This window comes from Friedmanniella luteola (assembly GCF_900105065.1).
Classification (GTDB): domain Bacteria; phylum Actinomycetota; class Actinomycetes; order Propionibacteriales; family Propionibacteriaceae; genus Microlunatus; species Microlunatus luteolus.
Map to the genome: position 1 here is coordinate 3,216,725 of NZ_LT629749.1, position 22,307 is coordinate 3,239,031.

General features: G+C 72.4%; 24 protein-coding genes. 10 read left to right on the forward strand and 14 right to left on the reverse strand.

From position 1 onward, the window contains the following. Positions 1–27 precede the first annotated feature (27 nt). The 3 genes from BLT72_RS15140 to BLT72_RS15155 form a co-directional block, all read right to left on the reverse strand. Positions 28–1,209, reverse strand: coding sequence for a S8 family serine peptidase (locus tag BLT72_RS15140; protein ID WP_157720521.1), 1,182 nt, complete (start codon positions 1,207–1,209; stop codon positions 28–30). 79 nt (positions 1,210–1,288) lie between these two features. Next, positions 1,289–1,642: a hypothetical protein gene (locus tag BLT72_RS15150; protein ID WP_091413889.1), complete on the reverse strand. Its 354-nt coding sequence runs from the start codon at positions 1,640–1,642 to the stop codon at positions 1,289–1,291. Next, positions 1,635–2,417, reverse strand: coding sequence for a GAF and ANTAR domain-containing protein (locus tag BLT72_RS15155; protein WP_091413890.1), 783 nt, complete (start codon positions 2,415–2,417; stop codon positions 1,635–1,637). Before BLT72_RS15155 ends, BLT72_RS15150 begins: the two co-directional genes overlap by 8 nt. A gap of 476 nt (positions 2,418–2,893) precedes the next feature. On the opposite strand from BLT72_RS15155, the gene BLT72_RS15160 reads away from it, so the two are divergent. The 5 genes from BLT72_RS15160 (at position 2,894) to BLT72_RS22305 (ending at position 6,279) form a co-directional block, all read left to right on the forward strand. Then, positions 2,894–3,667 carry a GAF and ANTAR domain-containing protein gene (locus tag BLT72_RS15160; RefSeq protein WP_091413891.1) on the forward strand — a complete coding sequence of 258 codons (774 nt, stop codon included), beginning with the start codon at positions 2,894–2,896 and terminating at the stop codon, positions 3,665–3,667. A 248-nt stretch (positions 3,668–3,915) separates the two neighbouring features. After that, entirely contained in the window at positions 3,916–4,506 is a 591-nt protein-coding gene (locus BLT72_RS15165) for a hypothetical protein (protein WP_091413892.1), read from the forward strand. A 19-nt stretch (positions 4,507–4,525) separates the two neighbouring features. Next, on the forward strand, positions 4,526–5,323 hold the full coding sequence (locus BLT72_RS15170; protein WP_091413893.1) for an ANTAR domain-containing protein: 798 nt from the start codon (positions 4,526–4,528) through the stop codon (positions 5,321–5,323). Between the two features lie 36 nt (positions 5,324–5,359). Then, entirely contained in the window at positions 5,360–5,632 is a 273-nt protein-coding gene (locus BLT72_RS15175) for a WhiB family transcriptional regulator (RefSeq protein WP_091413894.1), read from the forward strand. A gap of 473 nt (positions 5,633–6,105) precedes the next feature. After that, on the forward strand, positions 6,106–6,279 hold the full coding sequence (locus BLT72_RS22305) for a hypothetical protein (protein WP_157720522.1): 174 nt from the start codon (positions 6,106–6,108) through the stop codon (positions 6,277–6,279). A 94-nt stretch (positions 6,280–6,373) separates the two neighbouring features. On the opposite strand, the gene BLT72_RS15180 is transcribed toward BLT72_RS22305, so the two are convergent. Both BLT72_RS15180 and BLT72_RS15185 read right to left on the reverse strand, forming a co-directional pair. After that, complete coding sequence (locus BLT72_RS15180) at positions 6,374–7,660, reverse strand: MFS transporter (protein ID WP_091413895.1); 1,287 nt, start codon at positions 7,658–7,660, stop codon at positions 6,374–6,376. Between the two features lie 218 nt (positions 7,661–7,878). Continuing rightward, positions 7,879–8,634 (reverse strand): DinB family protein, encoded by a 756-nt coding sequence (locus tag BLT72_RS15185; protein ID WP_091413896.1) that lies wholly within the window; start codon positions 8,632–8,634, stop codon positions 7,879–7,881. A gap of 98 nt (positions 8,635–8,732) precedes the next feature. Between BLT72_RS15185 and BLT72_RS15190 the strand changes: the two genes are divergently transcribed. Next, complete coding sequence (locus tag BLT72_RS15190) at positions 8,733–9,680, forward strand: MerR family transcriptional regulator (RefSeq protein ID WP_091413897.1); 948 nt, start codon at positions 8,733–8,735, stop codon at positions 9,678–9,680. Between the two features lie 69 nt (positions 9,681–9,749). Here BLT72_RS15190 and BLT72_RS15195 read toward each other — a convergent pair whose 3' ends face one another. Beyond that, positions 9,750–10,112, reverse strand: a complete 363-nt coding sequence (locus tag BLT72_RS15195; protein WP_091413898.1) for an ArsR/SmtB family transcription factor — start codon at positions 10,110–10,112, stop codon at positions 9,750–9,752. Positions 10,113–10,200: 88 nt separating this feature from the next. On the opposite strand from BLT72_RS15195, the gene BLT72_RS15200 reads away from it, so the two are divergent. Next, a complete protein-coding gene (locus tag BLT72_RS15200) occupies positions 10,201–11,541 on the forward strand; it encodes an NAD(P)-binding domain-containing protein (protein WP_091413899.1) in 1,341 nt (446 codons plus the stop codon). Positions 11,542–11,553: 12 nt separating this feature from the next. Continuing rightward, positions 11,554–12,789 carry an MFS transporter gene (locus tag BLT72_RS15205; RefSeq protein ID WP_091413900.1) on the forward strand — a complete coding sequence of 412 codons (1,236 nt, stop codon included), beginning with the start codon at positions 11,554–11,556 and terminating at the stop codon, positions 12,787–12,789. Between the two features lie 53 nt (positions 12,790–12,842). On the opposite strand, the gene BLT72_RS15210 is transcribed toward BLT72_RS15205, so the two are convergent. The 6 genes from BLT72_RS15210 to BLT72_RS15235 form a co-directional block, all read right to left on the reverse strand. Then, positions 12,843–13,256, reverse strand: a complete 414-nt coding sequence (locus BLT72_RS15210; protein WP_091413901.1) for an arsenate reductase ArsC — start codon at positions 13,254–13,256, stop codon at positions 12,843–12,845. After that, the gene (gene arsB / locus BLT72_RS15215) at positions 13,253–14,377 is read right to left on the reverse strand and encodes an ACR3 family arsenite efflux transporter (protein ID WP_091413902.1); all 1,125 of its coding nucleotides are present in this window, start codon (positions 14,375–14,377) and stop codon (positions 13,253–13,255) included. Before arsB ends, BLT72_RS15210 begins: the two co-directional genes overlap by 4 nt. Continuing rightward, a complete protein-coding gene (locus BLT72_RS15220) occupies positions 14,377–14,754 on the reverse strand; it encodes an ArsR/SmtB family transcription factor (protein ID WP_091413903.1) in 378 nt (125 codons plus the stop codon). Before BLT72_RS15220 ends, arsB begins: the two co-directional genes overlap by 1 nt. 191 nt (positions 14,755–14,945) lie before the next feature. Further along, positions 14,946–15,761: a GAF and ANTAR domain-containing protein gene (locus BLT72_RS15225; RefSeq protein WP_091413904.1), complete on the reverse strand. Its 816-nt coding sequence runs from the start codon at positions 15,759–15,761 to the stop codon at positions 14,946–14,948. 285 nt (positions 15,762–16,046) lie between these two features. Continuing rightward, entirely contained in the window at positions 16,047–16,826 is a 780-nt protein-coding gene (locus BLT72_RS15230; protein ID WP_091413905.1) for a Crp/Fnr family transcriptional regulator, read from the reverse strand. Between the two features lie 322 nt (positions 16,827–17,148). Further along, complete coding sequence (locus BLT72_RS15235; protein ID WP_091413906.1) at positions 17,149–17,673, reverse strand: DinB family protein; 525 nt, start codon at positions 17,671–17,673, stop codon at positions 17,149–17,151. A gap of 1,118 nt (positions 17,674–18,791) precedes the next feature. On the opposite strand from BLT72_RS15235, the gene BLT72_RS15240 reads away from it, so the two are divergent. Next, entirely contained in the window at positions 18,792–19,760 is a 969-nt protein-coding gene (locus tag BLT72_RS15240; RefSeq protein WP_091413907.1) for a hypothetical protein, read from the forward strand. Between the two features lie 195 nt (positions 19,761–19,955). On the opposite strand, the gene BLT72_RS15245 is transcribed toward BLT72_RS15240, so the two are convergent. Then, positions 19,956–20,429 (reverse strand): hypothetical protein, encoded by a 474-nt coding sequence (locus BLT72_RS15245; protein ID WP_197677057.1) that lies wholly within the window; start codon positions 20,427–20,429, stop codon positions 19,956–19,958. Further along, a complete protein-coding gene (locus BLT72_RS15250) occupies positions 20,422–21,312 on the reverse strand; it encodes a TIR domain-containing protein (protein WP_091413908.1) in 891 nt (296 codons plus the stop codon). Before BLT72_RS15250 ends, BLT72_RS15245 begins: the two co-directional genes overlap by 8 nt. 771 nt (positions 21,313–22,083) lie before the next feature. On the opposite strand from BLT72_RS15250, the gene BLT72_RS15255 reads away from it, so the two are divergent. Then, a complete protein-coding gene (locus BLT72_RS15255) occupies positions 22,084–22,296 on the forward strand; it encodes a hypothetical protein (RefSeq protein WP_091413909.1) in 213 nt (70 codons plus the stop codon). The last annotated feature ends 11 nt before the right edge of the window (positions 22,297–22,307 follow it).

Below are 22,307 nucleotides of genomic sequence, written 5' to 3' on the forward strand. Positions count from 1 at the left end.
GCCGGCGACCCCCGGGTCCCGGCCGGCTCAGAGGCCGCGGACGTGGAGCAGCCGGTTCGGCGAGCCGTGCAGGTTGCCGCGCAGCGCCCCGCGGGTGGCGTGGCCGACCAGCCAGCGCTCCACCTGGGCGGGCGAGGCCTCCGGGTGGGCGGACAGGTAGAGGGCCGCCGCACCGCTCACGTACGGCGCCGCCCAGGAGGTGGCGGCCCCCTCGCTGGTCACGACCCGGTCGGGGTCCAGGCCCTCGTTCACGACCGAGTCGACATCCTCGCCGGGGGCGAACAGGTCGACGCAGCGGCCGTGGTTCAGCCCGGCGTCGCGGTCCTGCCGGGTGGAGGCGGCCACGGTCACGACCGAGGGCAGACCGGCCGGCGGGAAGCGGCAGGCGTCCTCGCCGCGGTTGCCCGCCGAGGCGACGACCGTGAGCCCGGCGTCGACCACCGCCTGCACGGCGGCGGCAACGGTCGGGGCCGGCGCGTCCACGTTCAGGGAGAGGTTGACGACGCCGGGACGGCGCCCGTTCTTCGCGACCCAGGTGAGCGCCCGCACGACGCGGGCCCGCTGTTGGGCCTCGGTCTCGTCGCCGGAGCCGCCCTCGCAACCGTTGAGCGCCCCGACCGCCACGAGGCGCGCGCGCTGGGCGACGCCGGTCCGGCGGCCGCCGATGATGCCGGCGACGAACAGCCCGTGGTCGGTGCCGTCCTCCAGCGCGCAGCCGCGCCCGCTCTTCAGCCCGACCGACGCCCGGCCGCCCAGCTCGGGGTTCTTCACGTCGAAGAGGCCGTCCACCACGTACACCGTCACACCCTGGCCCTGGTGGGTGACGGTGTAGCGGGCGTCGAGGGTCCGCGTGCGCTGGTCGATGCGGTCCAGCGCCCACCCGGGCTTGCGCCGGGTCACCGGGGCCGGGGCGGGGGACGCGCTCCCGGCGGCGGTGGGCGTCGGGGTGGCGGTGGGCGTCGGGGTGGCGGTGGGCGTCGGCGTGACGGTCGGCGCCGGGCGGGGTGACGCCGACTGCTCCCCGTCCGCCGGCGTGGGGACTGCCGTCGGCGCCGTGGGGCTGCTCGCGGCGGGCGGCGCCGAGGTGCCGGACGAGGGCGCCGGGGACGAGGCGGGGGTGGTCCCGCAGGCGGCGAGCGCGAGCAGGACCGCGGACGTCGCCCCCGCCCGGAGCGCCCGGGGTCGGTGGGCGGGCGAGCGGAGCGGCATGCCGGGATCGTAGGCTTCCGGACCCTCGTCGTGACCGACCCGAGCGCGGCCGGGCGCGCCTCGTCCGCGGGTGCGGCGGTCAGGCCGGGTCGGCGCTGCCGTGCGACCAGCGGTCGAAGAGCTCGTCGAGCACCGTCAGCGGGTCACGACCGACCGGGGAGGCGTGGAGGGTGTGCAGGTAGGGCACCTTCGCCGCCCGGTAGAGGTCGTCGAGCTGCTCGTTGATGGCGTTCGCGAGGACGTCCTGCTGGACCGGGGCCAGCGGCATCACCCCGTGCAGGAAGGCGTCGAGGCTGAACAGGTCGACGGTGCCGCCGAGGCCCAGGTACTCGACCCACAGCTGGCTCAACGGGCACGCAGTGCGCTGCCACGCCGCCTCGAACAGGGTGTACCGCTCGGGCGACGGCGCGGGCGCGCCGGCGGGCTCAGCCATCCGGGACACCCCCGTCGGACGGGGACGGCGGGGGCGGGGCGTCGAGGCGGGGAGCGGCGGCCGAGGCCACCAGCTGGGCGGCGACCTCGTGCACCTTCAGGTCGGAACGCTGCGACGCCTCCACGAGCAGGGCGAACGCCGTCTCGCGGTCGCCGGCCCCGCGGCCGATCAGGACGCCCGTGGCCTGGCCGATGAGGTCACGGCGCTGGAGCGCACCGCTGAGCTGCGCGCTGAGCTGCCGGGCGTCCGACAGGGTCAACATGTTGGTGAGCAGCACCGCGGCCTGCTCGGCGAACAGCCCGAGCACGGCCTCGGCCCGTGCGTCATAGGCCCCGGCCTCGCGGGAGTAGACCTTGATCGCCCCGACGGAGACGTCGTCGGCCACCAGCGGCAGGCTGACCATCGACCTGATGCCCAGCTCGGCGGCGGCTGCGGTCCACCGGGGCCACCGCTCCTCGCTGTCCAGGCGGTCGATGCGGACCGTGACCCGCTCGCTCCACGCCGTCAGGCACGGGCCGGAGTCGAACGCGTACTGGAGGGCGTCGGCCTCCCCGACCAGCGGGTCCGAGGCCGCGGTGGTCCGGCGACCCCGGCTGTCGACCAGGGTGACCCCGGCCCCGGCGGTGCCGGGGATCGTCACCGCGGCCAGCCTGGTCACCAGCGCGACCGCCGTCTCCAGGGTCTCGGCCGACAGCACCACGCCGCCGAGCTGCAGCAGCAGGCCTGCCAAGCCCTCCACCGCAGGGGTGGTCGTCGGCTGTCCGGGGTCGCTCACGGTCGTCCCCTCCGGTGCTGGGCAGGACCGTCGAGCGGCGCCGGCCGACGACCGGGCCCGGGTGGTTCCGGGGGAGGGCAGAGCTGCGGAGGGGACGTGGGCACGGTCACGGCGTCTTTCGGGGCGGGCACGCCTGGTGGAGTCCGGACGGCGGCAACAAGTGCGTGACCTGGAGGCGGCGGAGCGGCTTCCAGGCTTCCCGGGCCGGCTGTGCGGCTACAACACCTCCACTGTAGGGGACCGGACCCAGGCCGCCGCGGCGCCCGCGAGTCGGACCCCGATCGTGTCCGTCACGGGGGTGCGCGGATCCGCCGACAGGCGGAGGATGGGGTGCGGGGGTCGGCACGAGCACGAGCGCTGCGCAGCGGGGGCCGTCCCCGCCCTGCGGCCGGTGCCGAGCCCCGGATGGCGTACCGGGTCCACGCGTCGGGCACACTCAGCGTCCTGGTGGTTCCGCGGAAGGTGGGTGGTGGTGCATGACGACCGAGGGCAGCGGCGCGGAGCAGGAGCGTGCCGTCGAGGAACGCGGGGCTGAGGAGGAGGACCTGCGCGAGAGCCTGGCCGGGCTCTCGGGTCTGGCGTCGAACCGGTTGCCGCTCGTGGAGCTGTTGACCCGGGTGGCCGGCTTGGCGGTGCAGGCCATCCCGGGCGCGGACGGCGCAGGTCTGACGCTGCTCGAAGAAGGGCGCAGCGACACGATCGTGACCACCGCGGACTTCGTGGCCGAGATCGACGCGATCCAGTACGGGATCGGGCAGGGGCCGTGCATCATGGCCGCCGCCGAGGCGCGGACGGTGATCTCCGGGTCCCTGGGCGCGGACGTCCGGTGGCGGCGGTTCGGTGGCGGGGTCGCCCGGCTGGGCGTGCACAGCGTGGTGTCGCTGCCGCTGCTCACCCCGGACGGGGTGGTGGGGGCGATGAACGTCTACGCCCGCTCCAAGGACGTGTTCGACGAGCGAGCGGCGGCCCTGGGTGAGATGTTCGCCGCCCCGGCGGCCATCGCGGTGCAGAACGCCCAGGTCCTCGAGCAGACCCGTCGGCTGGCCGCTCAGCTGCAGGCCACCCTCGACACGCGGATGGTGATCGAGCGGGCCGTCGGCATCGTGATGAGCCGCAGCGGCGTGAGCGAGGACGAGGCGCTGAACCGGCTGCGGTCCCTCAGCCAGCACGAGCACGCCAAGCTGCTGACGATCGCGGAGAACCTCATCGACGGGGCGGTCCGCCGGGCCCGGTCCCAGCGCCGGCCCTGAGCGACGGTGGCGACCGCGTCCTGTCCAGGTGGTGGTCGCGCGCAGCCAGGTCCGTCGTGCCGACCCACGCTGGCCAGCACCGGGCTCACGCAGGCCTGATCCGGCGGCCGGATCCGCTCCCTCGGAGATAGCCCCTTGGACCACCGCGACCTCCTCAGCCAGCTCCACGAGCTGATCAGCTGCCTGGGCAGCGACCCCGGCCACCTCGTCCGAACCTCGCCGACCTCTCCGCCGCCCTCGACGGTGCGGTGCCGGGCCACGCGGGTCTGCGGCTCACGGTCGTCCACTCCGGTCATCCCGTCACGCTGACCGCGGTCACGGCCGAGCGGGCCGAGGCGACCCGGACGTCGCTCGGCCTCCCGCTCCCCCTGCTGTCCCCGGCCTACGAGCCGGGAGGGAAGGCCGCCTTCTACAGCACCGTGCCGGGGGCCTTCGTCGACCTCGCCGCCGACCTGACCTACGTCCTCGACCGCAGCCGGACCCGGGCCGTCACCATCGAGCTGGACGGCGACCTGCCGCTGGTGACCAGCGGGGTGCTCGTCACCGGGCTCGAGGACCTCGCGGCGCTGAACCGTGCGGCCGGCATCCTGATCGCCCGGGGCCAGGACCCCGGCACCGCCCCCCAGGCCCTCCGCACCCGAGCCGGCGTCGCCGGCCTGACGCCCCTGGCCTACGCCCACCGGCTCCTCGGCCGCGAGGACCGTATCGCCGGCCGGAGGCCCGCCCCCTTGCTCTCCCGGGCGTCATGGGCCATGATGAAGGAGCTGAGACCCAGCCAATCGGAACTTGTGAGACCGCCTGCGCCGCCTCCACAAGCCGCCCGCCCCTACCGCGAGTGACGGCCGAGAGGCCCGGCAGATGGATCTGTCGCAGATCGATCCCTCACCACCAGCGCAGCAGGCCGTGACCTCGGCGGGCCGGAGGTCCACCAGCCCCGAGGTCAGCAGCACCAGCCACCACGCGCCGAGCAGCACGTCCGAGCTGCGGGTGGCCGCGGCCCTCCTCGACGCCGCCACCCGCATGCACGACAGCACCGACCCCGGGGCCGTCCTCGACGTCATCGCCTGCGAGGCCCTGCGTCTCCTCACCGCCGACGGGGTGCTGGTCCTCGTCCACGCCCAGCGCGGACCGACGCCCGTCCTCCACCGGCTGCAGTCCGGCGCCGACGCCGACCCGGCCGTCACCGACCTGCTGTGCAAGCAGCTGGCCGACGAACACCTCGTGGAACGGTCACCGGTCACCGACCTCGAGCGACGCCGGATGCGGCGCCTGGAGACCTCCGGTGGCGACGGAACCCGGACCACCCCCTGGCCTTCCCTCCTGGTCGCCGACCTCGACAGCCCGCGCTCCAGCCGACCCACCCGGCTGGTCTGGTACGCCGCGGACGACAACGCCTTCACCAGCTCCCGCGAGCTGGCCGTGCTCTTCGCCCGGCACGCCGGGCTCGCCCTGCGGGCGGTCAGCGAACGGCACCACCTGCTGCGCGCCGTCGAGAGCCGCACCAGCACCGGTCAGGCGACCGGCATCTTGATGAACCGCTACCACCTGACCGCCGCGCGGGCGTTCGAGCTCCTGCGCACCTTCTCCCAGGACCGCAACATCAAGCTCCGTGACGTGGCGGAGGCCCTCAACCACACCGGCGAGCTCCCCAGCTGAGCGCTCACCCACCCCAGCCCCCCGAGAGGACAACCCATGCGTCCCCTGCTCACCCACCGCGACGAGCTCGCCGGCGACTGGCGCACCGGCGCCTCCTGTCAGAACGTGAACCCCGACCTGTTCTTCCCGCCCGGGACCGCCGGCGCACGCTGGGCGGCGCTGGAGGAGGTCCGACGCATCTGCCAGAGCTGCCCGGTCCAGCAGGAGTGCCTGCACTGGGCCCTCCGCGCCGGCGTGACCGACGGCGTGTGGGGCGGGCTCACCCCCGAGGAGCGCCGCGGGCCCGCCCGCGCCAGCCGACGACGCTGACCCCGAGACCGTTCCGGTCCGTCCCCTCGTCCCCTCGACGACTGGGTCGACGAGACCCTGCGCGCCCCGCCCCGGACTTCGAGGGCGGGGCACCAGCGTCCGGGCCGGTCGGGGGCCCGGCTGACCCCGCGCTCGACCGTGGGCGGGACCGCGTCTGCCCGGCGTCGGCTCGTCCGTCCGAGGGCGTCGCGGGACCCCTCGGTGGCCACCGACTCCGTTTCGCCGCCGGCCCCCTGGGTACCAGATGAGGTGGAGATCACGCCGCGGACACCGCGCGGCACCGACTGAGATGACCCCGTCCTCGCGGCGACCGCTCCCTTCGCCAGGGTGGTGACGGGTCACCCACCTGAAGCGGTGACACGGCACCGGCGGCCGGGCTGACGAGCGTCGGCTCAGCTCCGGGACCCGTAGCCGCTCCGCAGCCGACGGCTGCCATCCCGAGGGAGATGCACAGCAGTGTCGAGGACCGATCAGTGAACACGAGCCGAGTTCCCGGCGTCACCCGCAACAGCGGCTGGCGCTCCGTCAGCGAGACCATCGTCGAGGCCCGCGCCGTGCGCGACCCGCGCCACCAGCCGACCTTCGTCGGGTCTGGTCGCCCACGGTCCCGGGTCGTCACCGCCGGGTGGGACGCCGGCGCCGCCTGACGTCCCACCTGCGGCCGCGTCGCACCACCGGTCGACGCGGGGTCGTTGACCCTGACCCGTTCGTCCGGACGCACCGGCAGCGCTCGCGTCGACGTCAGGGGAGGCCCCGGAAGGCCGTCTCCGGCCAGCGCCGGACCGCCCCGAGGGCGACGACGCCGATGACGGCGACGTAGAGGCCGGGTGCCGTCTCGCCGGCGGTCGTCCGGACGAGGACCTGCGCGAGCCACGGCGCGGTCCCGCCGACCAGGGCGGTCGCGACGCCGGCGGTGACGGCGACGCCCGTGGATCGGACGGGGGCTGGGAAGGCCTCGCCCAGCATCGCGACCGCGAGGATCCCGACGACGGGCAGGCCGACCAGCAGCTGGGCCGCCATCACGCCCGGCAGCGAACCCCGGGTGGCGATGACGATGGCCGGGACGGCCAGCACCACCAGGGCGGCACAGCAGCCGAGGACGACGGGGCGGCGGCCCACCCGGTCGGACAGACCGCCGAGCGCCAGGGCGGCACCGGCCGCCACGGCCAGGGTCGCGGCGGTCCCGAGCAACGTCCGGGTGAGCGCGGCCCCGTGCTCGACGACCAGGTGGTTCGGCACGAAGATGAAGAAGGTGTTGAAGGCCGCTGATCCGGCGGCGACCAGGCAGAAGCCGCGCCGCATCGCGGGTCGGTGACGCCGCCAGAGCTCGCGAATCGGGTGGTCGAGCCGCCGTGACGTCGCCTGCAGCCGTGCGAAGGGGTCGGTCTCGGGCACCCGGCGGCGCAGGTAGAGACCGGTGAGCCCGAGGGGCAGCGCCAGCAGGAAGGCGATGCGCCACCAGGAGGGCCAGCTCCCGGCGTCACCGACGAGGCCCGAGAGCAGACCGGCCGCTCCCATCCCCGTCCCGATCCCCAGCGCCATGGTCGCGGTGTGCCACGACGCGGTCCGCCCCCGCCGGGAGCTGGGCGCGCTCTCGAGGATGAAGACGACGGCGGCCCCGACCTCGCCGCCGACCGCCACCCCCTGGGCGGCCCGGAGCAGCACGAGCAGGACCGGCGCCGCCAGACCGATGCTGGCGTACCCCGGCAGGAGGCCGACCCCTGCGGTCGCGCCGGTCATCAGCAGGATGACGACGACCAGCACGGAGCGCCGGCCGCGCGTGTCGCCCAGCCTGCCGAAGACCACCGCCCCGACCGGCCGGAGGACCAGAGCGGTCCCGTAGACGGCGAACGCGGCCGAGAGAGCGGTCGCCGCGTCCGCCGCCGGGAAGAACACCGCGCCGATGACGGTCGCCAACGCCCCGTAGACGGCGTAGTCGTACCACTCGGCCGCGTTGCCGATGCACGCAGCCGCGACGGCCCGGCGCACCGTGCTCCGCGCCTCGACGGGCTCCCGGACGATCGCCATCCACCTGCTCCTGATCGGTGCACCAGAGGATCGGCCCCTGCCGCCCAGGAGCCGGGCACCATGGCGCCCCGGCGTCGAGTCCGGGCGGCGAACGCGGTGTCGGTCCAGGAGCCGTGGAACCGTGACCCGTGAGCCACCCTAGGGGGGCGACGTCGGCTCGGCAGCCGGTACGCGAGACGGCGTCGCGGGAGCGGCCGCTCCTGGTCCTCCCCCCGGGGTCAGCCCTCGGCCGCGAGCTCGTCGAGGTCGCGCACGGCGTAGCGGTGGTGCTCGGCCTCCTCCTTGAGCACCACCCGCAGGCAGCGGCGCACCACGTACTCCTGGTCCGGGTACGGGTCCGCCGGCTTGCGACCGCAGACCCGGTCGAGCTCGGCCTCGGTGAGGCCGGTGACGACCCGCCTCATCACCGCCATCCGGGCGAGCCGCGGCCCGAGGACCTCCTCCAGCGTCGGTGCAGCGGCGAGGTCCAGCCCCAGGGCCGCGCTCGCGTCGGCGGGCATGCCGCCCGCGGGCAGGCCCCACGGGTGGTAGGGCCCCTCCTCCTCCAGCACCGCGTTGCCGAGCCAGGCGTCACCGGCGAACAGCAGGTGCCGTTGCGTCTCGACGAACGACCACTCCCCGTCCACCTGCTCGTGCAGCCGGGGCTCGGGGAGGCGCCTGGCGCGGTCGAGGGTCGTCCGCCACGTCGTCTCGACCGCCTCCCACGCCGCCCGGTACCCGGCGACGGTCGTGGCCTCACGCGCCAGCACCCGCGCCGGGTGGCGCCGGTCCAGCTCGGCCTCGACGTACGCCGTGACCTCGACGTCGTTGACCACGACGCGCCCGAAGTCGCCCCCCAGCTGCACGTCGCTCCCGTAGCAGTCGACGATCCTCAGACCGCCGACCTCGCAGTCGCGGATCTCGAGGCCGGTGAGATCGCTCAGGTGGATGCGGGCGCCACGGAACCGGTCGCTCTGCTCGTGCTCAGCAGCCATGCGCCCAGTCTCCTGCACCGGCGTGGGCCCCGGCTGGTGCGGCGCACCGGGCCGGTCGACCCGGACTTCCCTCGACAAGGTGGCCAGCAGCCCACATCATGCATCTGAGGCCCTTGATGCACAAGTCCGACGACGAGCAAGGCGGAGCCGGTCAGGACAACCCGACCATCGGCGCGGTCAGCCGCGCCCTGGGTGTGCCGGCGCCCACCATCCGCGCGTGGGAGTGGCGCTACCAGCTCCCGACCGGACGGCACCGCCCCGGCGGGCAGCGCCGCTACAGCGCGGTGGACGTCGCGGCCCTGACGCGGATGCGGGACGAGATCGCCGCCGGGCGTGGAGCGGCTGAGGCCGCGGCCCTCGTGACGGCCGCTCTCGCCGCTCCGCCGGCCACGGTCGTCGACCGGCTGGTGGCCGCGACGCACCGGCTCCACACCCAGGGGGTCGTCGACGCACTGGAGGAGTCCTGCCACCACCACGGCCTGCCGGTGACTCTGGAGCAGGTGGTCCTCCCGGCGTTGCAGGAGATCGGGCGGCGGTGGGCCGACGGCCGCAGCGACGTGGCTCACGAGCACCTCCTGGCCGGCGCCCTGCAGGGCTGGCTGGCGGCTCAGCAGCTGAAGGCCGGCCCGCCCCGCCGCGCCAGCACGGTGGTGCTGGCCTGCGGCCCGGACGACCAGCACACCCTCGCCCTGGAGGCCTTCGCCGTGCTGCTGACCGACCAGGGGTTCGACTGCCGCTACCTCGGCGCCCAGACACCGATCTCGTCGCTGGTCCTGGCCGCTCGGCAGCCCCCCGCTCACGTCGTCGTCGTCGCCTCGCACCTCCCGCGTTACCGGACCCCGGCCGTCAGGGCCCTGCAGGCCGTGGCCGCCCTGCCCGTCGCCGTGTTCTACGCCGGTGCGGCCTTCGACGACCCCGGGGCACGCCGCGACGTCCCCGGTACCTACCTCGACGGCACGCTCTCCGCCGCCACGCGCGCCGTCGCCCAGGCCGCCCACACGATCGCCACCACGCAGGTGCCGGTCGAGCAGGGCCCGGGCGACTGACCGCCGCGCGGGGTGAGGGAGCCGGCCTGGCCGAGGTGCGCGTCGGAGCAGCAGAGCGCTCGGACCAGCTCAGCTGGCCGTGGCGGGAGCCAGGGCGGCGGCGAGGGCGGTCAGAGCGCCGTCGACGAGGCGGTAGTAGGCCCACCGGCCGCGCTGCTCGCGGGTGATCAGACCGGCGTCGACGAGCTGGCGCATGTGGTGGGAGACGGTGGGCTGGGACAGCCGGACCGGCTCGACGAGGTCGCAGACGCAGGCGCCGTCGTCCCCGGCGGCCGCGATGAGGGAGAGCAGCCTCACGCGGGTCGGGTCGCCGAGCGCCTTGAACACGCGCGCGAGCCGCTCCGCGGCCACGTCGTCCAGCACGCCGGCGGTCAGCGGTGAGCAGCAGCCGGCGACGTCGTCGTCGGCGAGCAGCGGCAGCGTGGTGGGCACGCTCCGAGTATGCCACTCGTATTGACATCGATCGATGTGTGGCTAGAGTCGTCGCATCGACTTCTTTCGATAGGTGGAGGTGGGACGGGTGGACGAGCTCCCTGTCGTGGTCATCGGTGCCGGACCGCAGGGTCTGGCGGCCGCGGCCCACCTGGTGGGGCGGGGCGCGCAGGCCTTGGTCCTCGAGGCAGGGGCGGGCCCGGGCGCAGCGGTGCTGGAGTGGGCGCACGTGCGGCTGTTCTCGCCGTGGCCCGAGCTGGTCGACCCGGCCGCGGCCCGGCTGCTCGAGCCGACCGGCTGGACCGCCCCGACCGAGGGCTACCCGACCGGCGCGGCGTGGGTGTCCCGGTATCTCGCGCCGCTCGCGGAGGCGTTGGGTGACCGCGTCCGCTACGGCGCCCGGGTGACGGGCCTGTCGCGGCGGGGGCGGGACCGGTTGGTCACCGCCGGTCGCGAGGACCAGCCCTTCACGGTGCACCTGGTCGACCCCGACGGCGTGGAGTCGCGGCTGGAGGCCCGGGCCGTCATCGACGCCTCGGGCACCTGGGGGCAGCCGAGCCCGGCCGGAGCCGACGGGGTGGCGGCGCTCGGGGAGCGCGCGGCGGCCGCTGCAGGTCGGCTGACCTACCGCCCGCCGGCCCCGGCGCAGGTCGCGTCGTGGGCGGGCCGGCACGTCGTCGTGGTCGGCAGCGGGCACTCCGCCCTGACGGCGGTCAACGACCTCGCCGCGGCCCCCGCGGCCGGCACCCGGGTGACCTGGGTCCTGCGCCGCGGGCTGGTCGGCGACACCTTCGGCGGAGGGACGGCCGACCAGCTGCCGCAGCGCGGTGCGCTCGGCGCTCGCGCCCGCCAGGCGGTCGAGGACGGCCGGGTGAGGATGGTCACCGGCTTCCGGACCGGAGCGCTCGAGCAGACCGGCGCCGGGGTGGTGCTGGTCAGCGAGGACGGCCGCCGCCTGGAGCCGGCCGATCAGGTGGTCGTGCTCACCGGCTTCCGACCGGACCTGTCGTTCCTGTCGGAGATCCGGCTGGACCTCGACCCGGTGCTGCAGGCACCGCGTCAGCTGGCCGCCGGGATCGACCCGAACCTGCACTCCTGCGGCAGCGTCCGCCCGCACGGCGCGGCGGAGCTCGCCCACCCCGAGTCAGGCCTGTACCTGGTGGGGATGAAGGCGTACGGGCGGGCGCCGACGTTCCTGGCCCTGACCGGCTACGAGCAGGTCCGCAGCGTGGTCGCGGAGCTCACGGGCGACCACGCGGGCGCAGCGCGGGTCGAGCTGACCCTGCCCGACACCGGGGTCTGCGGCGGCGCGGGGCTGTTCGACGACCCCGAGGGCGCCGCGTCCGGCGGCTGCTGCGGACCGGCCCCGGTCAGCCAGACGTCGGGACCTCAGCTGGTGAGCACCGGGACCCTGCTCAGCGCACCCTGACCGGCGCAGCGCATGGTCTCCGCCCCGACCACGGAGCCCGTCACGCCGCAGCGTGGCGGGCTCCACCGGGTCCTGGTCACCTTGTGCGTCACCGAGACCACCAGCTGGGGCATCCTCTACTACGCCTTCCCGGTCCTCGCGGGACGGATCAGCGCTGACACCGGCTGGTCGCTGACCCGGCTGACCGCCGCGTTCTCCCTCGGGCTGGTCGTCTCCGCCGTCCTCGGGATCGGCGTCGGACGCTGGCTGGACCGGCACGGCCCGCGGTGGCTGATGACCCTCGGCTCTGCGCTGGCCGCCGTCTCCGTCGTCGGGGTGGCGCTGGCGCCGTCGTTCGGCTGGTTCGTCACCGCGTGGGCGGTGTCGGGGGTGGCGATGAGCGCGGTGCTCTACCCGCCGGCCTTCGCCGCCCTCACCCGCTGGTACGGCGACCGGCGCGTCCACGCCCTCACGATCTTGACGCTGGCGGCCGGGCTGGCCAGCACGATCTTCGCCCCCGTCACCGCCGGGCTCGCCTCGCGGCTGGACTGGCGGAGCACCTACCTGGCGCTGGCCGGCCTGCTGGCGGTGGTCACCGTGCCGGCGCACGGGTGGGGACTCCGGCTCGCGTGGCCGCCGCGACCACCCGCGGCGGTGTCGGCGACCGCGCACGCGCACGCGCCCCGGCGGGTGCTCCGCAGCCGGGCCTTCCTCACGCTGGTGGTGTCGTTCGGCCTGACGTCGCTGACCTCCTACGTGGTGGTCGTGAACCTGGTGCCGCTGCTCGGTGAGCGTGGGATCGGGCCGGGGACCGCGGCCGTCGTCCTGGGGGTCGGTGGCGTCGGACAGGTGCTGGGCCGGCTCAGCCACGCCCCCCTCGCTCGCCGCCTCGGTGTCCGCGCCCGCACGCTCGTGGTGCTCGGGACGGTCGCCCTGACGACCGGGCTGCTCGGGGTGCTCAGCTGGCTGCCGTCGCTGATCGCGTCCGCGGTCGCGGCCGGCATGGTCCGGGGCATCGTCACCCTGCTGCAGGCGACCGCGGTCACCGACCGGTGGGGAGCGCGCGACTACGGCACGCTGAGCGGCGTCCTCGCCGCTCCGCTCACCCTCACCACCGCCGTCGCCCCGTTCCTCGGCGCCGCGCTGGCCGTCCTGCTGGGCAGCTACGCCGCCATGCTCCTCGCCATGGCCGGGGTCGGGCTGGCCGCTGCGGCGCTGAGTCTCGGGTCCGTCCCCCCAGCCCGACCGACGCGACCACCACACCCCTGAACGCTCCTCTCGACGGCGTCACCGCCGGGGGCGGACGGCGGGCGGGGCCGCGGTCAGCCCGCCGTGGCCGGGAGGAGCTCGGCGACGAGGGACTCGACCCGGCGGCGGATCTCGTCCCGGATGGGCCGGACGGCGTCGACACCCCGGCCGGCCGGGTCGTCGAGCACCCAGTCCTCGTACCGCTTGCCCGGGTAGAACGGGCAGGTGTCGCCGCAGCCCATGGTGATCACGACGTCCGAGGCGATGACGGCCTGGTCGGTCAGGACCTTCGGCTTCTCGGCCGTGATGTCGATGCCCAGCTCGGCCATCGCGGCGACAGCGGCCGGGTTGACCTGGTCGGCCGGCTCGGAGCCGGCCGACCGCACGTCCACGCGGCCTCCGGAGAGGTGGGCGAGGAACGCGGCGGCCATCTGGGACCGGCCGGCGTTGTGGACGCACACGAACAGGACGCTGGGACGCTCACTCATCGGCGTGCTCCTCCAGTCGGTGCCGCCCGCTCGTCCGGGGCGGCGGGTTCAGGGAACAGGTGCTGACGCGCCCACAGGCTGGCGTAGACCAGGGCGACCAGGGCGGGGACCTCGACCAGCGGGCCGACGACGCCGGCCAGGGCCTGGCCGGAGGTGACCCCGAAGGTGGCGATGGCCACGGCGATGGCGAGCTCGAAGTTGTTGCCGGCGGCGGTGAAGGCCAGCGTGGTGGCGCGCGGGTAGCCCATCCTCAGCGCCCGGCCGATCAGCAGGCTGGCGGTGAAGACGACGGCGAAGTAGACCAGCAGGGGCAGCGCGATCCGGGCCACGTCGAGCGGCTCGGAGGCGATCGAGTCGCCCTGCAGAGCGAACAGGATCACGATCGTGAACAGCAGGCCGTACAGCGCCCAGGGCCCGATCCGGGGCAGCACCCGGGCCTCGTACCCGTCCCGGCCCAGCCGCCGCTCCCCCAGCGTCCGGGTGAGGAACCCGGCGACCAGCGGGAGGCCGAGGAAGATCAGCACGCTCACGGTGATCGACCACACCGAGAACTCCGCCGACGTGGTGGGCAGGCCCAGCCAGGACGGCAGCAGCTGCAGGTAGAACCAGCCCAGCGCACCGAAGGCCACGACCTGGAACACCGAGTTGATCGCCACCAGCACCGCGGCAGCCTCCCGGTCGCCGCAGGCGAGGTCGTTCCAGATCAGCACCATGGCGATGCAGCGGGCCAGGCCCACGATGATCAGCCCGGTGCGGTACTCGGGCAGGTCGGCCAGGAACACCCACGCCAGCACGAACATGAAGGCCGGCGCCAGCACCCAGTTGATGACCAGCGAGGTGACCAGCAGGCGACGGTCGGCGAGCACCCGGTGGGTCTCGTCGTAGCGGACCTTCGCCAGCACCGGGTACATCATCACCAGCAGCCCCACCGCGATCGGCAGGGACACCGATCCGACCTTCACGGCCTCCAACGCCTGGTCGAGGCCGGGGACGAAACGGCCCAGCAGCAGCCCGAGGGCCATCGCGGCGATGATCCAGACGGGCAGGAACCGGTCCGTCGTGGAGAGCCGGGCGGGGGTCTCCTGCGCGCCGGTGGCCAGCTCGGAGGTGGGGGCGCTCATCAGCAGCTCCTCGACGTGGCTGACCCGGCGGCCGGGGTGATCAGGGCGGCCAGGTCGGTCAGGGCAGCGGGCCGGGCGCGGTAGTACACCCACGTCGCGCGCTTCTCGCGGTCCAGCAACCCGGCGTCGTGCAGCACCTTGAGGTGGTGGCTGATCGTCGGCTGCGACAGCGCGAAGCAGTCGGTCAGGTCGCACACGCAGGCCTCACCACCCTCGTGGGAGGCCACGATCGACAGCAACCGCAGGCGCACCGGGTCCGCGAGCGCCTTCAGCAGCGGCGCGATCTGCTCGGCCCGGGACTGGCTGATCGGCTCCCGCGACAACGGCGAACAGCACGCCACCGCCTCGACCGGGCTGAGGACGGCAGAGTTGGACACTCGTCAATATTGACACACCTCGATGGAGGCCCGGGGCAGCCCGGGCGTGCACGCGTGCCCGACGGCGCCCTGATCATCAGCCGCGCCGGCGTCGGTCCGTGGTGCGGCCTCGTCGGGCCGCCGCGACGAGCTCCCCCGAGCGGCGCGCCCTCCCACCACCTCAGCCGTCCCGGACGGCTCACCGCCCGCCGTCAGAGGTTGTAGCGCGCGCGGGCGCGGGCGCGGGCAGCCGCTTCGTCGACGACGCTGTCGGCGACGTCGGCGAGCTTGCGGTGCTCCATCTGGCTGAGTCGGCGCAGGCGGGCGAGGGCCTCGTCCGGGCCGACGCCGGCGCGGCTGATGATGATGCCGACCGCGCGGTCGATGGCGCCGCGGTTCTGGACGGCGTGCTCGAGCTGGGCGGCCAGCCGCCGGGTCCGGTCGAGGACCTGCGCGTTCTGGACCGCGATCGCCGCCGGGACGGCGAACAGCTCGCCGAGGGTGGCCGCGCGGACGTCGAAGGCGTTCTTGGCCAGGGCGTAGACATTGATGGCTCCGACCACCCCGTCGGGAGTGATCAGCGGCAGGGAGAGAGCGCTGTGGACCCCGAGCCTGGCGACGCTGCCACCGAACCGGCGCCAGCGCGGGTCGGCGCCGAGGGAGCCGGACAGCACGGTCTCGCCCTCCTGGGCGGCGGTGATGCAGGGCCCCTGACCCAGGCTGTACTGGATCTCGTCCACCTGCCGGACGAGGTCGGTGGTGGTGACGACGGTGTCGGAGCGGTCGTCCTGCAGCAGGGTGAGCCCCGCCCCGTCGGCGCCGGGGATGGCGTGGACGGCGAAGGTCGCGACCTCCCGCAGCAGCTCCTCCAGCCCCAGCCGACCGGCGGCCAGCCGCGACAGCGCCGCCACACTGGCCTCAAGGTCCACGGCCTCCCCGTCCTGCTCCGCCCGCCCGGACCAGGGCAGGGGTGCGGGCTGCGGGCCGGGGTCGACGGTGGGAGCGTCGGCACCATCGGTGCGGGTCATGGCGGGTTGACCTCGAATCTCGCTCGGGGCTGTCAGCGCGAGGCCCAGCCGGCGTCCGGCGCGCACACCGACGAGCTGCGCTGCGTGCCCGTGGCGGCATCGACCCGTGCCCGGCGCCAGGGGGACCCGCAGCTCCAGCTCGACGCCCGTCCCGCCGGCTATGTCACCTAGGGTACAGAAGGAGGGCGCTCCACCGCACGCATCCGGAGCAAGGGCCGACGGCCGACGGCCGGCGTCCCGAGGTGCGGGTGCATCGCCGACGTTCGGACGCCGCCCGGTCGGCCGTCAGGAGGCGGGGGTGGATCCGGCGGCGAGGGCACGGTCGGTGGCGTCGCGGACGGCCTGGTAGCAGGAGCAGGCGTGGGTCCGCAGCTGGGCGCGATCGAGGATGGTCAGGGTGCCGCGGGTGTAGCGGATGCAGCCCTGGGCGGCGAAGGTGCTGGCGATCCTGCTCACCGAGGCCCGGCGGACGGCGAGCATCTGGGCCAGGAAGTGCTGGGTGAGGCCGAAGGTCGGGGTGTCCATCCGGTCGGCGGTGGCGAGCAGCCATCGGGCGGCGCGCTGCTCGACGGTGTGGACCCGGTTGCAGGCGGTGTTCCGGGCCAGCTGGGTGAACAGGATCTGGGTGTAGCGGCGCATGATCGCGTACAGGGGGCCGTCGACGGACGCGGCGCCGCGGTCGAACGCGTCGGCGCCGATGGCGATGGCGCGGCCGCCGACCTGGACGTTGGCGCGCTCGGTGGGCGCCTGGGCCCCCAGGAACACCGAGATCCCCGACATGCCCTCGTTCCCGACGGTGGCGGCCTCCACCACCAGGTCCCCGAGATCGGTGACCAGGGAGATGACCCCGGTCAGCGGGAAGTGGACCGCGGTGACCGGCCGGCCGGGCTCGTACAGCACCGTGCCCAGGTCGAGCGTGGGCGCGGTCGCCTCCCGCAGCAGCTCGGTGAGGTCGGCGTCGGAGAGCTCGTTCAACAAGCGGTTGCGCCGAGCCAGGTCCAGGCTGGGCGCACCGGCGGTCGTCCTCGCCGCTGCGACAGCGGCGGCTTCCTCGAGGTCAGGCATCCGGACCCATCCTCGAGGGCGCCGCTGCGGCGAGGCGGGCGACGGCGGCAGGCGGGGCGGGGCGGTGAGGGTCAACGGGCACGAGAACGTCGTCTCTAGCTCCGGAGGGAGCGGTCGGTGTTCACCTCGGACGGAGAGGTCCTGGTTGACCCGACACGACGAGCCTGCGGCACCTCGCAGTCTAAGCGCGGTGGCGTACCCGCGCCCCCTGGCCGGGACGAGTGCTGAGTTCCCGTCGCCACCGCGTCGACCGGACGACGGGAACTCAGCACGCGCGGCTGCGCCCGCGGGTGGGTCGAGAGTCGGCCAGCAGCCGGTGCAGCTAGCGCGGCTGGTCGTCGAGCGTGAGCTGGCGTCGGTGGTGCTCGAAGTGCTGGGTGCCGAAGTGGTAGACGTCGAGCAGGCTCATCGTGTCGCGGAAGTAGGGGTCCCAGGAGACGGGGAACGCCATGCGCCGTGCCAGGTCCTGCTCCGTCTCCGTCGCCAGGCCGTGCCGCAGGACGGCGATCGCCCGGTCGAGCAGGGCAGCGGACTGGGACGGGCTCAGGAGGGTGCCGCCGACGCACGAGCCCAGGTAGTTGACCAGGTGGTACGGCCGGCGCACTGCGTGCAGAGCGGCGGAGAAGCGGCGGCTCCAGGTGATCGGGAGCCGGCCGAAGCCGCGCACGAAGGGTCGCAGGGTGCGGACGACCAGGTAGCCGAACACCATGTGGAACAGCAGCTGACGGTTCGTCCAGCGGGTGCCGGCGGTGCGGAGCCGGAGGTCGGTCGCAGTCGCGTGCCGGACGAGTGCGTGGAAGGTGACGCGCGCTTCTTCCATCTCCTGGCTGACTGCGGCGACGTCCATCGAGCCCTCCTTCGAACGCTCTCCAGTGGCCTCGACGAGGTCGAGACCACGCGTCAGATCCTGCCGCACCGCGACGATCCCGACCTGGCCCGCCTTGGTCGTGTCGCCCGGGCCCGTCCCGCGCAACCGGAGGAGGGCTCACCGCCGAGCGGTGAGCCCTCTCGAGCGATCGCCTCGGACCACAGGAGGGGGTCCGTGGTCCAGGAGGCGCGCTCCGATGAGACGACCACCGCGGTGCTGGAGGGGGCCAGCCACCGCGGGTGGCTCTCAGCTTCAAGTGTCAGCGCCGTGGCGCCGTCAGCAGCACCCTCATCCGGGGGGTTGATCTGCGGGCCACGGGGTGGTCCGGGCCTGGGCCCACCACGGGAGTGAGATCGCTGTGCCCAGCGGTGTTGATGGTGGAGCTTAGGGGATTCGAACCCCTGACCTCTTCCATGCCATCGCAGCCCGTCTCGCTCGGGCCGAAGGGAGCCACGCTCGCCCACGTGCGTGCGCGTGCCCTCCTGAGCGCCCGTTGCGGTGGCGATTGGCTGTCAGCCTGGCTGTCGGTCGATGGCTCCAACTCGCTGATTTCGACCCGACTAGTACAGGTACTGCCGCGCCCGGCCGGCTGAGCCTCAACGTTTGCCGCTGTCGGCTGCCCTCAGCGACGCATCCTGACCGGAAGGTATCCGTTGGCAGCAGTGGTGAGGACTGGTGGCTGCCGTCGCGTGGTCGCTTCTGTGTCAGCCCGTAGCTCTGGCCGCGGCCCTCGACAAACTCGATCTCGTCCGTGCGAGTTCCCCCGGTGATGCCCGTTTGCATGACGATTGGCTGTCAGTCTGGCCGTCATGGCCATCTTGTGCCGTTGCAACCCTGCGGGTCGGGGCGACGCGGCGCTGCCACGCAGAACGGGGAGCAAGAGAGCACCCTGGGTCCGGAGGACAAGCGCCGGAGGCAGAGGGATCGAACATTCGCGGCCGCAGCCTCTGGGATCTCCCACCCTTCAGTGAGGGCCGGTCCGTCGTAACGCGACCGGTCTGCTGTCGCGGCTGCTGTCACCAGCCGCAGGCGGGGTGCCGACCGCCTCGGCGCGGCTTAGGCTACCCATATCGGATGGAGGCGAGAGGAGCCCGACCATGGCGCTTGTTGATTCGGTGACGGAGTGGGTTCAGATAGTTCTGAACGCTGGGGCGATCGTCACTGGCGGAATTGTTTGGAAGATGTACTTCGAGAACTTGAAGGCGACGATAGGAACTAAAGATGCGGAGCGGGCCCTGGCCAGCAAGCAAGTCGACTACTGGCGAGAGAAAGCCGTCGAACTGGAGAAGCGCAGCCCCGAGGCCGTCGAGCGTGTCTTAGCAGACCGCATTTCCATTCGCGAGGACGAGATTGCAAGATTGACGAACGATAAAAACATGGGCTCCGAGGAGTTGCAGAGGGTCACGGAGGAGGTGAAGCTGCTGCAACGAGATCTCGATCAGACTAAAGGCTTCCGCGCAGTGCTGGCAATGGAGCAACCCGACCCCGACGACCCCGAGTATGAGGAGTACCTGGAATACCTAGCGGATAGGGAGGATGGCGTCGTCGAGATGGAAGTGGTGTTCCTAGGGACAGTTGGCGTCGACAGTGGCCAGCTCATGATCACGGACCCCTTCTACGTCGATGATCAGTGGCAGTCCGAGCCCTATCTAAGCCGACGGTCGTACCGCGACACTCAGACGGGCGCGATTTTGACGGAAGGAGAAGACTTCGCCGCTTTCGATCAGCCGCTCGAAATCCTGGGCGGCGCGGCGCCGAAGGATCTCATTGTGTCGGGTCGCCTGGCCCAACTTCCCGATCCGGAGCCACCGGAGACTTTCAAGTACTCTTACAACGGCGCCTGCCAGGCCACCCTGTCGCGGGGTTACGGCGAACTCTTGTATCGCGACACGGGCGAAGTCGGTGCCGGGGTCGCGTTTCAGAGCGGGTGGGGCGACGGCTTCTACGGAGTCTTTGGCGAGAAACACGACGGGCGGATAGTGCGGGTGTATGTGAATTGCGGTGCTGACCCCGTTGCTCTCGCTAAGTCTGAGCCCGAAGACAGCACGCCAGCGCCCACGGCTTGACGACAGTCGACCAGAGCCCGCAAGCGGCCTTGGGTCCCGAGATACCTTGCGCTGGCTTGCACTGGCTACTACACTTTCGCTCCGTCGTGAGGCCCTCATGCCCTCGACCAACCAGCGCACAAGGTCGGCCTGCTGCGCTTGGTTGACTCTGCGGAACCTGAGGGGAGTCGCCGTGGGGGGGCGGTCAACTAGTAGCTAGACAGCGAAGGCTGATCCGCACACCAGACAGAACAGCGGTCCGGTGTGTTCCTCAGGAACCTTCACCGGCTCGTAGCCGTGACACGGTGATGCGACGATGACCATGTCATCGGGTTCTGTCAACGGCACAGGCGCTTCGAAGGTCTCGCCAGTACTTCGCTTGTAGGTCATGCCCTTGACTCCGCGGAACATTGCCTCCAGATCATCCTGAATGACTGCCATGGCTTGAGGCATTGCAATCTGTTGGATGAGTTTTACCTGTTGAGTGGTATGCCAAGAGTCCAGTGCGGCCGGTTGTCCACACAATGGGCAGCTGTAAGCTACCGGAGAGGTTTGGTGCTCAGCCTCTTCATTAGCCGGTCCGTCGTGCCACTTAAACTGCTGCATGCAGTGCGGACACTCTCGGCGTATGAAACCGTCTGAATCCTGCGGGATCGATATCGAGACCTTGATCTCATGGTTGTCATTCACCGACAAACTCCTCCTGCCGCACTTCGACGCCGTCGGCCGTTCTGCCGGTCAGCAAGACCGTAAAATATGGTGGCGTGCTGGATGCAAGAGTGAGGTATCTAGCGGCACTCACTGATTTTCCGGCCGGCAGCTTCGGCACGGGAAAGCCTTCTTCCCGCCACTCGCGCGTCCCCTCCCTATCGTCGACCAGCTCAAAGTCCAAGTCGTAGACGTCGCCCGGTCCATGATTCGTGAGGGTCATCCGCTGGGTGCTTTTGTTGGTTTTGCTCAATGTCACGCTTAGACGAGGTTGACCTGAGGTCTGCGAGGAAGGAAGTTTTCGGCCAAGCGGGAGACCGCCTCCTGGGGTCGCCGGAGGAGTGAGATCGCCCTCGGTGTGCCAGTCCGTGCCGTCGAGATTCACTAGGCACCCTGCTGTGCGTAGCCGGGTTCCGAGGTCTTGCCGCCGCTCGACCGAGTTGTTGAGGCGCACGACGTGACGCCCGTGGATGTCGCTGAAGCTCCGAATCTGGCCGAGTTCAACGATAATGGTGCGGTCTTCATCGCGCGCTAGCGCCATCCCGGCCTCGAAAAGCACATTGGGACGAGGCTGCATCTGGGGACTCGTATCGGCATCGCCGGGAAAGGTGAGGGACTCGTGAAGGTGAGCGACGTCGTCAGGTGTCTGTAGAACCACGACGGCCTGTGCCTGCCCGAACGCGACATTGAGCACGTCACCGATATAAGGTGAGCCCTTACCGGTCATGGCGATTGCGCGAGACCACTCGATCGGTTCCAGGCCGAGCGAGCGGAGAAAGGCGAACACTCCTCGCCGGGCAGCCTCGTTTCTCCCGTGAATCACGAAAACCTTGCGCTGGTCCGCTTCGGTTCGTGCCTGTGTCACGCTCGCCCCTCCTGAGGGTTGGTTGTCCTAGATTCTAGATCGGGAGCTAGGCGCCAAAATGCCCGTCGAACGATAGTCCGGTCGCCGCTTCCACAGTCGCTCGAGATCGGACCACCCGTAGCTGGCGCCCATGGCCGAATCGATGACGGTTGAGCCATCGCCTCCTCGGCTCGGTTCACGCAGTCTCGCGATGATGCTGGTGCCGGCGCGGCCCGCAGCGGAGCGAGGACACGCGTTGGCAGGCCGAGCGCAGCGAGGCCCTTGATCTAGTAGAGCCAGATTCGGCAAGGCGAGCCCGTCGAAGTGCCGCGGCGGGCGTCCCGCTCTGCTTCCGCTGATCGCCACTGAGTCGCGCTCGGGCCCTGCAGGACGCGGTCGCTCGCATCGGAGCGGCAGATGTCAGCACCGGTCGACCGGTTCGTCTGAGCCGAACTGTGAGGTTGGCCTGTTGCTGCTTGCGGCGGGCCCGGTCGATTCGGCTGAGTCGGATGCTGACGGTATTGCGGCGTAGCCCGAGCATGGAAGCGATCTGACGGTGACTAGCTCCCCAGCTGCGAAGCTGAAGCAGCTGTGAGTTGGTGACCCTTGGCCGGCCTGTTGGCTCGGTCTCCATCAGGCCCGCCTGCGTCCTTTCACCGAGTCTTGGCGGCGTGGCCTCTGCGTCGTTGGAGCCGTCGCTGTAGCGCCTGACCCCGAGAGCGCCGCAGCTAGTCGGCCGTCGACCTGGACGGCCTGGTCGGGTGGCAGTTGGTCGACGTTCATTGCGAGGGCATGCTCGGCGGCCTGTTTGAGGAGGGTGGCGGCCTGGTCAGCATGGTGAGCGGTGCGTTGGCGTTCCCGCTCTGCGCCTGCTGGATCACTGGCGGCGGCGGTTCGGCCGCGCGCGGCCTCTTGCAACCGGTGCCCGTCGACCTCGACATTGGGCCGAGCGGCAACCATGAACACGCCGCCGCCCGCTCGTTGTCCCGGATGCACCCGCACTAGGTGTACTGACA

Bases quoted from the DNA above. Each gene is read 5' to 3' on its own strand.
- BLT72_RS15205 (WP_091413900.1), top strand. From the start codon at position 11,554: ATGGTCTCCGCCCCGACCACGGAGCCCGTCACGCCGCAGCGTGGCGGG.
- BLT72_RS15140 (WP_157720521.1), bottom strand. From the start codon at position 1,209: ATGCCGCTCCGCTCGCCCGCCCACCGACCCCGGGCGCTCCGGGCGGGG.
- BLT72_RS15255 (WP_091413909.1), top strand. From the start codon at position 22,084: ATGCTCGGCGGCCTGTTTGAGGAGGGTGGCGGCCTGGTCAGCATGGTG.
- BLT72_RS15225 (WP_091413904.1), bottom strand. From the start codon at position 15,761: ATGACCCGCACCGATGGTGCCGACGCTCCCACCGTCGACCCCGGCCCG.
- BLT72_RS15240 (WP_091413907.1), top strand. From the start codon at position 18,792: ATGGCGCTTGTTGATTCGGTGACGGAGTGGGTTCAGATAGTTCTGAAC.
- arsB (WP_091413902.1), bottom strand. From the start codon at position 14,377: ATGAGCGCCCCCACCTCCGAGCTGGCCACCGGCGCGCAGGAGACCCCC.
- BLT72_RS15160 (WP_091413891.1), top strand. From the start codon at position 2,894: ATGACGACCGAGGGCAGCGGCGCGGAGCAGGAGCGTGCCGTCGAGGAA.
- BLT72_RS15230 (WP_091413905.1), bottom strand. From the start codon at position 16,826: ATGCCTGACCTCGAGGAAGCCGCCGCTGTCGCAGCGGCGAGGACGACC.
- BLT72_RS15185 (WP_091413896.1), bottom strand. From the start codon at position 8,634: ATGGCTGCTGAGCACGAGCAGAGCGACCGGTTCCGTGGCGCCCGCATC.
- BLT72_RS15150 (WP_091413889.1), bottom strand. From the start codon at position 1,642: ATGGCTGAGCCCGCCGGCGCGCCCGCGCCGTCGCCCGAGCGGTACACC.
- BLT72_RS15180 (WP_091413895.1), bottom strand. From the start codon at position 7,660: ATGGCGATCGTCCGGGAGCCCGTCGAGGCGCGGAGCACGGTGCGCCGG.
- BLT72_RS15175 (WP_091413894.1), top strand. From the start codon at position 5,360: ATGCGTCCCCTGCTCACCCACCGCGACGAGCTCGCCGGCGACTGGCGC.
- BLT72_RS15210 (WP_091413901.1), bottom strand. From the start codon at position 13,256: ATGAGTGAGCGTCCCAGCGTCCTGTTCGTGTGCGTCCACAACGCCGGC.
- BLT72_RS15190 (WP_091413897.1), top strand. From the start codon at position 8,733: ATGCATCTGAGGCCCTTGATGCACAAGTCCGACGACGAGCAAGGCGGA.
- BLT72_RS15235 (WP_091413906.1), bottom strand. From the start codon at position 17,673: ATGGACGTCGCCGCAGTCAGCCAGGAGATGGAAGAAGCGCGCGTCACC.
- BLT72_RS15170 (WP_091413893.1), top strand. From the start codon at position 4,526: ATGGATCTGTCGCAGATCGATCCCTCACCACCAGCGCAGCAGGCCGTG.